This window comes from Halorubrum sp. CBA1229, assembly GCF_003721435.2.
Lineage (GTDB): Archaea > Halobacteriota > Halobacteria > Halobacteriales > Haloferacaceae > Halorubrum.
In genome coordinates, this window is the sequence record NZ_CP054585.1 from 2596724 (window position 1) to 2608767 (window position 12044).

Genomic DNA, 12044 nt, shown 5'->3' on the forward strand with positions numbered 1-12044 from the left:
CATGACGGAAGACGACTTCGACGTCCAGTACGTCGAACGGGACGAACGCAGCGCGCGGGTGCTGATCCGCGGGCTCACGCCGGCGTTCGCGAACGGTATCCGCCGCGCGATGATCGCCGACGTCCCGACGTTCTCGATCGACACCGTCCGGTTCGTCGAGAACTCCTCCGTCATGTTCGACGAGATGATCGGGCTTCGACTGGGACTGGTACCCCTGACGACGCCGCTCGACGACTTCGAGGTCGGCGACGAGGTCACCCTCGCGCTCGACGTCGAGGGCCCGGCGACGGCGTACTCCGGCGACATCGAGAGCGCCGACCCGCTCGTCGGAGTCGCCGACGAGAACGTACCGATCATCGAGCTGAAGGAGGGACAGCGGCTGGAGTTCGAGGCGGACGCGGTGCTGAACACCGGCAAAGACCACGCCAAACACCAGGGCGGCGTCTCCGTCGGCTACCGCCACCTCCAGCGCGTCTCGGTCGAGGGCGACCTCGGCGAGTTCGACGACGACGAGCCACGGATCCTCCGCGGCGTCATCGAGACGCCCGAGGGGGACATCGAGCTCACCGACGAGTTCGACAACGACCTCTCGGAGCGGTTCCCCGGGAAGGAGGTCACGGTCGAGGACGTCCCCGGCGCGTTCGTCTTCCACATCGAGACGGACGGGTCGTTCAGCGTCGAGGAACTGCTGCTCCGCGCGATCGACTCCATCGAGGAGCGCGCGGACGAACTACAGACGAAAGTCGCGGTCTAACGTAATGACGGACCTTCAGATCACGCGGCCGGCGCTCGCCCCTGCACGGAGCCGCGGCGCCGCGTCCCGATCCGACGCCGCGTCGGATCGCTCCGGGCTCGAGTCGGGTCGTTCCGACGGCGGGACCGAAAGTGGTTTGAAGGGAGCCGGGTTACGCAGGAGTGCACGCAGGGATAGCCAAGTCAGGCCAACGGCGCAGCGTTCAGGGCGCTGTCCTGTAGAGGTCCGCAGGTTCAAATCCTGCTCCCTGCACTCCGTTTTCACTAACTCTCCGCTTCAGGAGGGACAGCTATGAGTAGCAAGACGAATCCGAAACTACAGAACCTCATCGCCGATCTGAAGTCGGTCTCGCGCGATTCCGGTGCCAACGTGTGGCAGGACATCGCCGACCGACTGGAGAAGCCACGGCGCACGCACGCTGAGGTCAACCTGGGCCGCATCGAACGGTACGCTCAGGAAGACGAGACGGTCGTCGTCCCCGGCAAGGTGCTGGGCAGCGGTGTGCTCGAAAAGAACGTCACCGTCGCCGCAGTCGACTTCTCGGGCACCGCCCGCACGAAGATCGACCGAGCCGGCGAAGCGGTGTCGCTTGAACAGTTCATCGAACAGAATCCCGAAGGGAGCAACGTCCGGGTGATCCGATGAGTCTCGCGAAGATAGACGCGGACGTCGTCGTCGACGCCCGCGACTGCATCCTCGGTCGCGTCTCGTCGAAGGTCGCGCAGCGCGTCCTCGACGGCGAGACGGTCGCCGTCGTCAACGCCGAGCGCGCGGTCATCACCGGCAACGAGGAGGCGACGATGGAGACGTACCACACCCGCGCGGAGCTCGGCTCCGACAGCGGGCCGTACTACCCCAAGCGCCCCGACCGGATCTTCAAGCGTGCCATCCGCGGCATGCTGCCGTACAAGACGGAGGACGGTCGTGAGGCGTTCTCGAACGTCCGCGTCTACGTGGGCAACCCCTACGAGCGCGACGAGGACGCCGAGACCGTCGTTCTCGACGGCACCTCGCTCGACCGCCTCTCGAACATCAAGTTCACGACGCTCGGGGACATCTCCGAGTCTCTGGGAGCCAACGTCACATGGTAACTAACACCTCAGGCAAGAAGAAGACGGCCGTCGCCCGCGCCACCGTGCGCGACGGCGAGGGTCGCGTTCGCATCAACTCCCAGCCAGTCGAGCTGGTCGAACCGGAACAGGCGCGGCTCAAGATGATGGAGCCGTTCCGCATCGCGGGCGAAGAGCTCCGCGACGGCGTCGACATCGACATCAACGTCGAGGGCGGCGGCTTCAGCGGCCAGGCCGACGCGACGCGGACCGCCATCGCGCGCGGTCTCGTCCAGCATCTCGGCGACGCCGAGCTGCGCGACGCGTACATGAACTTCGACCGCACGCTGCTGGTCAACGACGTGCGCCAGTCCGAACCCAAGAAGTGGGGCGGACCGGGCGCGCGTGCCCGCTACCAGAAGTCCTACCGCTGAGGTGATCCAGTCATGATGATCCCCGTCCGGTGTTTCACGTGCGGCAACGTCATCGGTGAACACTGGGAGGAGTTCAAGGAGCGCGCCCGCGAGGGCGACGAGGACCCGGGCGAAGTGCTCGACGACCTCGGGGTCGACCGGCACTGCTGCCGCCGGATGATGGTCAGCCATCGCGACCTCGTCGACGTCGTCTCGCCGTACCAGTAATAATGTCAGGACAGAGATACAACCGATACGAGAAGGCACGAATTCTCGGCGCGCGAGCGCTGCAGGTGTCCTACGGGGCGCCCGTGCTGATCGAGACGGACCAGACGGAGCCCATCCTCGTCGCCGCCGAGGAGTACGACGCGGGTGCGCTCCCGTTCACCGTTCGGAGGGAATCCAACTGATGACCCGAATCACCAGCGTCTCGCTGCGTCGCGTGCTCGACTCCCGCGGAAACGCCACCGTCGAGGCCGACGTGCTCACGGAGTCCGGCGGCTTCGGCCGCGGGGCCGCGCCCAGCGGGGCGTCCACCGGCGAGTACGAGGCGATCGAACTGCCCGCCAGCGAGTCGATCGCGAAGGCCCGCGAACACGCCGTGCCGCGGCTGGAAGGCCTGTACGCGGGCGACCAGCGCGCCGTCGACAACGCTCTCCGGGCGGCCGACGGCACGGACGACTTCTCGAACATCGGCGCCAACAGCGCCGTCGCCATCTCGATGGCGGCCGCGAAGGCCGCCGCCGACGTGCTCGGTGCGCCGCTGTACCAGCACCTCGGGGGCGCGTTCCGCGGCGAGAACTTCCCGATCCCGCTCGGCAACGTCGTCGGCGGCGGGGAGCACGCCAAGGAGGCGACCCACATCCAGGAGTTCCTCGCGGCGCCCGTCGGCGCGCCCAGCGTCTCGGAGGCCGTCTTCGCGAACGCCGCGGTCCACGCGGCGGTCGCGGACGTACTCGACGAGCGCGGCGTGCCGGCCGCGAAGGGCGACGAGGGCGCGTGGGCGCCCCCCATCTCGGACGCCGACGCGTTCGAGGTCGTTGAGGAGGCCGTCGACCGCGTCGAGGACGAGGTCGGCTTCGAGATCCGCTTCGGGCTCGACATGGCGGCGGCCGAGCTGTACGACGACGACACCGAGTCGTACGTGTACGGCGACGAGACGAAGTCGACCGACGAGCAGGTCGAGTACGTCGCCGGCCTCGTCGACGAGTACGACCTCGCGTACGTCGAGGACCCGCTCGACGAGAACGACTACGAGGCGTTCGCGGAGCTGACCGACCGGGTCGGCGACCGGACGCTGATCTGCGGCGACGACCTGTTCGTCACCAACGTCGAGCGGCTCCAAGAGGGGATCGACGTCGGCGCCGCAAACAGCATCCTGATCAAGCCGAACCAGATCGGGACGCTGTCGGACGCGTTCGACGCGGTCGAGCTCGCCGCCCGCAACGGGTACGAGACCGTCATCTCCCACCGCTCGGGCGAGACGGAGGACACCACCATCGCACACCTCGCCGTGGCGACCGACGCCGGCTACATCAAGACCGGCACGGTCGGCGGCGAGCGCACCGCCAAGCTGAACGAACTGGTCCGCATCGCGGACGACGCGGTATGACGGGCCCACACCACGCATGAGCGAAGACAACGACGCGGTCGAACTCGACGACGACGCGGAGACCGAGGCGGTCGACGCGGCGGTCGAGGAGGAGGCCGACACGACCGAGGAACCGACCGCCGACGCGGCCGCCGACGGGGCGTCCGCCGACGCCGAAACTGGGGCGTCCGCCGACGCCGAACCCGACGAGGCCGCCGAGGCCGACGCGACGGAGGACGCGGGCGACGACGCCGCGGACGAGGAGGAGGCCTCCCCGTTCGACGACGACGTCATGCCCGACGACGACGTCGACCTGCTGATCCCGGTCGAGGACTACCTCTCCGCGGGTGTCCACATCGGAACCCAGCAGAAGACGAAGGACATGGAGCGGTTCATCCACCGCGTCCGCGACGACGGCCTGTACGTGCTCGACGTGAGCACGACGGACCGGCGGATCCGCACCGCGGCGGACTTCCTCTCCAACTACGACCCGGAACAGATCCTCGTCACGTCCTCGCGGCAGTACGGTCGGTTCCCGGCCGAGAAGTTCGCGGACGCCATCGGCGCCCGCGCCCGCACGGGACGCTTCATCCCCGGCACGCTGACGAACCCCGACTACGCCGGCTACATCGAGCCGGACGTCGTCGTGGTGACCGACCCGATCGGCGACGCGCAGGCCGTCAAGGAGGCCATCACCGTCGGCATCCCGGTCATCGCGATGTGCGACTCCAACAACCAGCTGTCGAACGTCGACCTCGTCATCCCGACGAACAACAAGGGTCGACGCGCGCTGTCGGTCGTCTACTGGCTGCTCGCCAACGAGACGCTCGACCGCCGCGGCGCCGACACCGTCTTCGCCCTCGACGACTTCGAGGACGAGCTGTAACCGGCCGTCGACGTCGAGTTCGACTTTTCCGACGCCTCCGTCCCCCTGAGCCGCGGCTCTCCGCGTCGTTATCGCGGTCCCGACCGATCGGCGAGCGTTCTCGGAAGCGGAAGGGAGGGCTCGAACGTGGAAGGCGAGGACGCGAACGGGGTCGCCGCGCGGTCCTCAGAGAATATCCGGCGTGTACGGGTACGAGTAGACCTGTCCCTCGTTGGCTTTCACCGTGGCGATCAGTACCAACACGACGTCGATGATGCCGATGAGCGGGAACAGCAGGATCCCGATAAAGACGAAGCTGAGAAGTCCGGCGACGACGAGCGCGACCAACACGACGATCTGGAAGTTGAGGGAGTTCTTGGCGTTCCGCTTGACGAGATCGTCGTCGTCGTCCGCGAGCACCAGGAACAACAGCGGTCCCAGGAACGAAGCGACCAGCGCCGACGCGTGCGAGAGGGCGGCGAGAGTCGTGTCTCCGTCGACCGTTTCCCCGGCGCTCGCGTCTTCTTCGGAGGACATGCGTCGAATATCTCAGACTGAATTAATAAGTATTGGGTGTATTCCCTCGCTCAGCTTGCGAAATCAGGGCTCCTCGTCCGGGATGTCGTGCGTCCAGCGCGGCTCGATCTCCCGGTTCGCGAGCACGACGCGGTCGCCCGCGTCCGTGTCGATCCGGGTCTTCCGGAGTTCGATGGCCGCGACCGTGCCGGTCACGCCCTTCGCCTCGACGCGGTACCCCACGTTGAAGTCGGGGTCACGAAGGAGGTAGACGCCCGCCACGGTGTCCTCGATCATCTCCGAGAGCGCGTACGAGACGCCCAGCGCGATGAAGCCGACGGCGGTGCCGAGGCTCGCCGCGATGTCGCCCATGCCCACGACTTTCAGGAACGTCAGCGCGACGCCGAACCACAGGAAGACCGCCGCGAGGGTGACGATGAGGTCGCCCACCAGCTCGCGGTCGCCGACGTACACTCGTTCGATCGAGGTCCGGACGAGCGAGAGGACGATTCGGACCGTCACATACGCCAGCGTCAGGAAGACAAGTCCCGAGAGCAGCCGCGGGATCGCGACCGCGACGCCGTCGACGAAGTTCGCGATCGACCGCGCGAGCAGCGACGGAATCTGCGTCATGGCCCAGGCGACGCGGCCCGGCGTCGAAAAGGTGACGGGGTCGGAGGGGCTCGCCGTCCGAGCCCGACCCCCGAACGCGACCGCCCGGCAAGCGCAACGCCTGTAAGCCCCCGGAGAGAGGGAGTTCGTATGACCGTCTGTGAAGCGCCGGGGAAGGTGTACCTCTTCGGCGAACACGCCGTCGTCTACGGCGAGCCGGCCGTGCCGGCCGCGATCGAGCGGCGCGCCGCCGTGACCGCCGAGCCGCGGGCGGACGACCACGTCCGCGTCGAGGCCGAGGACCTCTCGCTGGACGGGTTCACCGTGGAGTACACCGGCGGCACCGACGACCGCCCCGACGTCGACGTGCCGACGCCGCTGGTCGAGGCCGCGATGGGGTACGTCGACGCCGCGGTGCGACAGGCCCGGGACGCGGCCGACGCGCCCGAGGCCGGCTTCGACATCACCGTCGAGAGCGACATCCCGCTCGGGGCCGGGCTCGGCTCCTCGGCCGCCGTCGTCGTCGCGGGGATCGACGCCGCGACACGGGCGCTCGGGGAGCCGCTCGACCGGCGTGAGCTGGCCGACCGCGCGTACCGCGCCGAGCACGAGGTGCAGGACGGGCAGGCCTCCCGCGCCGACACCTTCTGCTCGACGATGGGCGGCGCTGTCCGCGTCGAGGGCGACGACTGCGAGCCGATCGCGGCGCCGAACCTGCCGTTCGTCGTCGGCTTCGACGGCGGCGCCGGCGACACCGGCGAGCTCGTGGCCGGCGTCGGCGAACTGCGCGAGGAGTACGGGTTCGCCGCCGACACCGTCGAGTCGATCGGCGACGTCGTCCGGACCGGCGAAGGACTGCTCGCGGACGCCGAACCGGACGCGGAGCCGTCGCCGGAGCTGCTCGCGGAGCTCGGCGAGCTGATGGACTTCAACCACGGGCTGCTCGCCGCGCTCGGCGTCTCGGCGCGGTCGCTCGATTCGATGGTGTGGGCGGCCCGGGACGCGGGGGCGCACGGCGCGAAGCTCACCGGCGCGGGCGGCGGCGGCTGTATCGTCGCGCTGGACGAGACGGGCTCGACGGAGACCGCGCTCTCGTTCACGCAGGGCTGCGAGGACGCGTTCCGAGCTGAGCTCGCGACCGAGGGCGTCCGGGTGGTGGAGTCGTGACGGGCGACGGACCCGCCCCCGACGCCGGCGGTTCGACGCCCCCAGTCGTGCTCAAGCTCGGCGGGAGCCTGATCACGGAGAAGGACCGGCCCGAGACGCTCGACGACGACGCCCTCGCCGCCGCCTGCGACGCGATCGCTGACGCCCTCGCCGACGGATCGGTCGAGCGGCTCGTCGTCGTCCACGGCGGCGGGAGCTTCGGCCACCACCACGCCAGCGAGCACGGCGTGTCGACCACCGCGGGGACTCGCGACCCCGCGGCGGTGATGGACGTCCACGGCGCGATGACGACCCTGAACCGGGCGGTACTCGACCGGCTCCACGACCGCGACGTGCCCGCGGTGCCGGTTCATCCGCTGTCGCTGTCGGCCCGTGCCGAGGGGGTCGACGGCGGCCTCGACCTCCCGCTCTCTTCGACTGCGACGCTGCTCGGCGAGGGGTTCGTCCCCGTGCTCCACGGCGACGGTGTCGCGACCGCGGGCGAGGGAGTCACCGTCGTCTCCGGCGACGAGCTGGTCGTCGAGCTCGCCGCCGGGCTCGGTGCGCGCCGGGTGGGGGTCTGCTCGACTGTCCCGGGCGTCCTCGACGCCGACGGCGACGTGATCCCCGCCATCGACTCGTTCGACGCGGTCGCCGACGCCCTCGGCGCGAGCGACGCGACCGACGTCTCCGGGGGCATGGCGGCGAAGGTGCGGGAGCTCCTGGCGCTCGACGCGCCGGCGTACGTGTTCGGCGCCGACGGGTTGGCGCCGTTCCTGCGGGGGGGCGACGCCGGCACCCGGGTCGACTGATCGGGGGACAGAACCCTTATTCGCCCCACCGTCCTCCCTCTAGGTATGAACGAAGCGGACGTGCGGGAGCAGCTCGCGGACGTCGAGGACCCCGACCTCGGGGACGACATCGTCTCGCTCGGTCTCGTGAACGACGTCGCCGTCGACGGGGCGGACGGGACGGTCCACGTCTCGCTCGCGCTCGGCGCTCCCTTCTCACCCCACGAGTCGGCGATCGCCGAGGACGTCCGGGCGGCGCTCGCCGACACGGGCTTGGAGGTGTCGCTCTCGGCGTCGATCCCGGACGAACTGGACGCCGACGAGCAGGTGTTACCCGGCGTGAAGAACGTGATCGCGGTCGCCTCGGGGAAGGGCGGCGTCGGCAAGTCGACGATGGCCGTGAACATCGCCGCGGGGCTCTCGGAGCTCGGCGCGCGCGTCGGGCTGTTCGACGCCGACGTCTACGGGCCGAACGTCCCGCGGATGGTCTCGGCCGAGGAGCGCCCGCAGACCGACGGCGAGGCGATCGTCCCCCCGGAGCGCTTCGGCGTGAAGCTGATGAGCATGGACTTCCTCACCGGCGAGGACGACCCGGTCATCTGGCGCGGGCCGATGGTCCACAAGATCATCACCCAGCTCGTCGAGGACGTGGAGTGGGGCGAGTTGGACTACGTCGTGATGGACCTGCCGCCGGGGACGGGCGACACCCAGCTCACGATCCTCCAGACGCTCCCGCTGACGGGCGCCGTGATCGTCACGACGCCGCAGGAGGTCGCGCTCGACGACGCGGTGAAGGGGCTCCGGATGTTCGGCAAACACGACACGAACGTGCTCGGGATCGCCGAGAACATGGCCGGCTTCCGGTGCCCCGACTGCGGCGGCTTCCACGAGATCTTCGGCTCCGGCGGCGGGAAGGCGCTGGCGCAGGAGCACGAGCTCCCGTTCTTGGGGGGCGTCCCGCTCGACCCCGCGGTCCGCACCGGCGGCGACGAGGGCGAGCCGGTGGTTCTGGGGGAGGGCGAGACCGCCGACGCGTTCCGGGTGATCGTCGAGAACGTCGCTAACAACGCCGGCGTCGTTCGCCGCCGCGGGGTGAGCGAGGGGCGATGAGCGGGGAGAGCGGAGACGACGAGGGCGGCGACGAGCACGCCGACCCTCTCGACGCCGCCGGCGTCGACCCGGTCGTCCCCGAGTCGGCCGCGGACGCCGCGGCGGGCGAGTTCCCGGAGGACGACGAGGTCCGCGCGTTCCTCCGGGAGATCGCGGCCGACGTGCGGGGCGACAGCTCCGAGAGCAAGCAGCTCTCCGCCGTCTTATACCGCGTGTCGGACCTGTACGACCCCGACGAGCAGACCTCTCCCGAGGAGATATACCTCAACGTCCGGCACATCATGCGGATCAAAGAGCAGGGCGGGATCGAGCGCTGACCGGACCGCGACGGCGGCGATCCGCGACGGCGGGAGTCAGTCCTCCGGGGCCGTCTCGGCGGGGTCGATCGGCCCGTCGTCGAGCGGGGTCGCGTCGTCGACGACCGCGGCGAGCCCGAGCCGCTCGACCGTCTCCGGCGTCGGAAGCCCGCGGTCGCCCCACCCGCGCATCGCGTAGTACCGGTCCAGCAGCCGACCGAACGCGTCGCCGTCGACTCCCGGCGTCCCGTCGGCCGTCGGCGACCGGAGCGGGTCGGGGAGACGGTCGTCCGCGCGATCGAACCCCTCGCGGGCGTTGAACAGCCGGGTGAGGGTCCAGATCCGCTCGCCGGTCTCCGCGAGCGTCTCGACCGGGTCGGCCGGCGTGTCGGTGTCGGTCGGCGTGTCGGTGTCGGTCGGTGTATCCGGTTCGGCCGGCGTATCGGGATCAGATCCGCGGACCGCGTCACCCCGAGTCGCGCCGTCGCGCCCGACGTCGGCGACGGCCGGATGGTCGATCGCCGAGAGCCACTCCGCGCCCAGGTCGGTCCAGACGGCCTCGCCGACGAAGTCGTCGACGACGAGGCTCCACAACACCGACCGCGCGTTCTGTTCTCCGACTACGTCACGAACTCGATCGGTCGGCGTCCGCCCGGGCCGAGCACTCGGCTCGGTGTCCTGCGGGCGCGCCCGACGGTGGCACGCCCCGCGGTCGCTCGTCGCGTACGCGAGCGCGACGCCGACCGCAGCGCGCGGGTCGAAGCCGGGGAGCGCCATGGACTTCACCGTGGGTACGAGCGCCTCGCCGCCGAACCGGGCCGCGGCGGCGTCGATCCCGTCGGCGAGCGCGTCCGGCAGTCCGGGGGCCACGTCCAGGTCGGCCGGGGGCTCGCGTGTCGCAATCGCCTCCAGCAGCCGGCGGGCGCCGTCCGGGTCGCCGAACTCGATCGGACAGTCGATCACGTCCGCCTCGCCGGCGCGGATCGCCCACGCGACGGCGTTGCCCGCGCCGATCACGTCGAGGCCGAGTCGGTCGCAGACCCCGCAGAGTTCGACGACCCGATCGAAGTCGTCGATACCGAGCCCCGCGCCGAGCGTGATCGGCGCCGCGCCGCGCGGGACCACCTCGCCGTCGGGCGTGTCGATCCGGAAGCCGCCGGGGACGGCCGCGTCCGCGCCCTCGGCGTCGACGGCGCCGACACCGTCGTCTTGCGATCGGCGATCGCCGACCGCTTCGCGGCCCGTCGCGCGTTCCAGCGCGGCCTCGACGCCGATGTCGTCGGTGCCGTCGAACCCGGTCTCCGTCCACCCCTCGGCCGCGAGGACGCCGACCTCGTTCGCGTAGTCGACGGTCTCGATCGTCTCGCCGGCCGCCTGCCACTCGCCCGTCGCGTCCCGTCCGTACGCCGCCGCGTCGCGGTCCCGGAGCGCGGCGAGGTCGTCCGGGACCGCCGGCGGGGGGTCGCGGGCGACGACCGCCTTCAGCCGCTTCGCGCCCATCACGGCGCCGGCGCCGCCGCGGCCCGCGTGGTGGTCGCCGCCGTCGCTCGCGACCGTCGCGTACACCGCCTCGCGCTCGCCGGCCGGGCCGACGCAGGCGACCCCGGCGTCCGGGAACCGGGCCGCGGTCTCGGCGGCGTCGGCGCCCCACGCGTCGCTCGCCTCGATCCGGGCGCTTCCCCCCTCGATCTCGACGTGAACCGGCCGGTCGGCGGCGCCGGTCACGAGCAGCCCGAGGCAGTCGTCGAGCGACCCGGCGAGTCGGTCCGCGAACGCCCCGCCGGCGTAGGAGTCGAGGAAGGCGCCGGTGAGCGGGGACTTCGTCACCGCGGCGTAGCGCGTCTCCCCCGGGAGGAACCCCGCGAGCGGGCCGACGAAGAACGCGAGGAGGTTCCCCGGGCCCGTCGGGTCCGTCCCCGGCGACAGCTCCTCGTAGAGGTAGCGCGCCCCGAGGCCCTTTCCGCCGACGTAATCGCGTCGCCAGTCGCGCGGGACGCGCTCGCGGGCGGTCTCGCCCGCCGAGAGGTCGACGCGGAGGACGTGGGTGCGGCGCCGACTCATTTAGACGCCCTGCGCGGCGGAGACGTATCAAATGTTCGCCACGGGTGTCGGTCGCTGGTCTCTCCGACCGTCAGAGTGAGGCGGTCCGCGGCCGAACGCCCGGTATGGACCTGACGACTGCGCTCGACGCCCGCGACGCCACCGTCTGCGTCGTCGGCGCGGGCGGGAAGAAGTCGGTGCTGTTCGCGCTTGCCGACCGGCTCGACCGAGCGGTAGTGACCGCGACCGTCCGAATCCCGATCTTCGACGACCGGGTCGCAGCGGTGCGCGTGACCGGCGATCCGGTCGCGGCGGTCGGCGAAGCGGCGGGCAACGACTGGCCGCTCGGGTTGGTCCCCGAACGCGACCGATCGGACCGCTACCTCGGGTACGACGCCGAGACCGTCGCCGAGATCGCCGACGTCGCGCCGGGCGCGACCCTCGTGAAGGCGGACGGGGCGCGGCTCCGGGAGTTCAAGGCGCCCGGGGACCGCGAGCCGCAGATCCCGGCGACCGCGGACGTCGTCGTCCCGATAGCGAGCGCGCACGTCGTCGGCGAACCGCTCTCCGCGGACCTCGTTCACCGGCCCGAGCGCGTGGCCGCGATCACGGGCCGCGCGCTCGGCGACGAGATCCGACCCGCTGACGTCGCGGCCGTGCTCGCGAGCGACGCGGGCGGGCTGAAGGGCGTCCCCGACGGCGCGACCGCGGTCCCCGTCGTGAACAAGGTCGACGACGAGGCGGACGCGGCCGCGGCCCGCGCCGTCGCCGAGGGGGTGCTCGACCACGCCAACGTGCCGCGCGTCCTCCTCACTCGCCTGATCGCGGACGACCCGATCGTCGAGGTCGTCTCGTAGCGCC

The 12044-nt window shown here is 70.9% G+C and carries 16 protein-coding genes and 1 tRNA gene; 14 read left to right on the forward strand and 3 right to left on the reverse strand.

All coding sequences use genetic code 11. The annotated features are described in order from the left end of the window. Position 1: 1 nt before the first annotated feature. From Hrr1229_RS13045 to rpsB, 9 genes are all read left to right on the forward strand, one after another. Positions 2 to 754 (forward strand): DNA-directed RNA polymerase subunit D, encoded by a 753-nt coding sequence (locus Hrr1229_RS13045; RefSeq protein ID WP_123112495.1) that lies wholly within the window; start codon positions 2 to 4, stop codon positions 752 to 754. A gap of 167 nt (positions 755 to 921) precedes the next feature. Next, positions 922 to 1006, forward strand: a tRNA-Leu gene (locus tag Hrr1229_RS13050). Between the two features lie 39 nt (positions 1007 to 1045). Beyond that, entirely contained in the window at positions 1046 to 1399 is a 354-nt protein-coding gene (locus Hrr1229_RS13055) for a 50S ribosomal protein L18e (RefSeq protein WP_092564725.1), read from the forward strand. Then, on the forward strand, positions 1396 to 1845 hold the full coding sequence (locus Hrr1229_RS13060; protein WP_123112494.1) for a 50S ribosomal protein L13: 450 nt from the start codon (positions 1396 to 1398) through the stop codon (positions 1843 to 1845). Before Hrr1229_RS13055 ends, Hrr1229_RS13060 begins: the two co-directional genes overlap by 4 nt. After that, positions 1839 to 2237 carry a 30S ribosomal protein S9 gene (locus Hrr1229_RS13065; protein WP_123112493.1) on the forward strand — a complete coding sequence of 133 codons (399 nt, stop codon included), beginning with the start codon at positions 1839 to 1841 and terminating at the stop codon, positions 2235 to 2237. Before Hrr1229_RS13060 ends, Hrr1229_RS13065 begins: the two co-directional genes overlap by 7 nt. A 12-nt stretch (positions 2238 to 2249) precedes the next feature. Beyond that, positions 2250 to 2444 (forward strand): DNA-directed RNA polymerase subunit N, encoded by a 195-nt coding sequence (locus Hrr1229_RS13070; protein ID WP_123112492.1) that lies wholly within the window; start codon positions 2250 to 2252, stop codon positions 2442 to 2444. 2 nt (positions 2445 to 2446) lie between these two features. After that, the gene (locus Hrr1229_RS13075) at positions 2447 to 2626 is read left to right on the forward strand and encodes a DNA-directed RNA polymerase subunit K (protein WP_008008427.1); all 180 of its coding nucleotides are present in this window, start codon (positions 2447 to 2449) and stop codon (positions 2624 to 2626) included. Then, complete coding sequence (eno, locus tag Hrr1229_RS13080) at positions 2626 to 3828, forward strand: phosphopyruvate hydratase (RefSeq protein ID WP_123112491.1); 1203 nt, start codon at positions 2626 to 2628, stop codon at positions 3826 to 3828. The genes Hrr1229_RS13075 and eno overlap by 1 nt, the downstream gene beginning before the upstream one ends. Positions 3829 to 3844: 16 nt before the next feature. Beyond that, complete coding sequence (gene rpsB / locus Hrr1229_RS13085; protein WP_123112490.1) at positions 3845 to 4693, forward strand: 30S ribosomal protein S2; 849 nt, start codon at positions 3845 to 3847, stop codon at positions 4691 to 4693. A 165-nt stretch (positions 4694 to 4858) separates the two neighbouring features. Here rpsB and Hrr1229_RS13090 read toward each other — a convergent pair whose 3' ends face one another. Both Hrr1229_RS13090 and Hrr1229_RS13095 read right to left on the reverse strand, forming a co-directional pair. Then, positions 4859 to 5209, reverse strand: a complete 351-nt coding sequence (locus Hrr1229_RS13090) for a DUF4870 domain-containing protein (protein WP_123112489.1) — start codon at positions 5207 to 5209, stop codon at positions 4859 to 4861. Positions 5210 to 5272: 63 nt separating this feature from the next. Continuing rightward, positions 5273 to 5821 (reverse strand): mechanosensitive ion channel domain-containing protein, encoded by a 549-nt coding sequence (locus tag Hrr1229_RS13095; RefSeq protein WP_123112488.1) that lies wholly within the window; start codon positions 5819 to 5821, stop codon positions 5273 to 5275. Positions 5822 to 5950: 129 nt separating this feature from the next. Here Hrr1229_RS13095 and mvk point away from each other — a divergent pair, with 129 nt between their 5' ends. The 4 genes from mvk to Hrr1229_RS13115 are packed head-to-tail and all read left to right on the forward strand — an operon-like array spanning position 5951 to position 9164. Next, entirely contained in the window at positions 5951 to 6967 is a 1017-nt protein-coding gene (gene mvk, locus Hrr1229_RS13100) for a mevalonate kinase (protein WP_123112487.1), read from the forward strand. Beyond that, on the forward strand, positions 6964 to 7758 hold the full coding sequence (locus Hrr1229_RS13105; RefSeq protein WP_123112486.1) for an isopentenyl phosphate kinase: 795 nt from the start codon (positions 6964 to 6966) through the stop codon (positions 7756 to 7758). Before mvk ends, Hrr1229_RS13105 begins: the two co-directional genes overlap by 4 nt. 45 nt (positions 7759 to 7803) lie before the next feature. Then, entirely contained in the window at positions 7804 to 8847 is a 1044-nt protein-coding gene (locus Hrr1229_RS13110; protein WP_123112485.1) for a P-loop NTPase, read from the forward strand. Further along, positions 8844 to 9164 (forward strand): hypothetical protein, encoded by a 321-nt coding sequence (locus Hrr1229_RS13115; protein ID WP_123112484.1) that lies wholly within the window; start codon positions 8844 to 8846, stop codon positions 9162 to 9164. The genes Hrr1229_RS13110 and Hrr1229_RS13115 overlap by 4 nt, the downstream gene beginning before the upstream one ends. Before the next feature lie 36 nt (positions 9165 to 9200). On the opposite strand, the gene Hrr1229_RS13120 is transcribed toward Hrr1229_RS13115, so the two are convergent. After that, a complete protein-coding gene (locus Hrr1229_RS13120) occupies positions 9201 to 11204 on the reverse strand; it encodes an aldehyde ferredoxin oxidoreductase C-terminal domain-containing protein (protein ID WP_123112483.1) in 2004 nt (667 codons plus the stop codon). A gap of 104 nt (positions 11205 to 11308) precedes the next feature. On the opposite strand from Hrr1229_RS13120, the gene yqeC reads away from it, so the two are divergent. Further along, positions 11309 to 12040, forward strand: a complete 732-nt coding sequence (gene yqeC, locus Hrr1229_RS13125) for a selenium cofactor biosynthesis protein YqeC (RefSeq protein ID WP_123112482.1) — start codon at positions 11309 to 11311, stop codon at positions 12038 to 12040. The last annotated feature ends 4 nt before the right edge of the window (positions 12041 to 12044 follow it).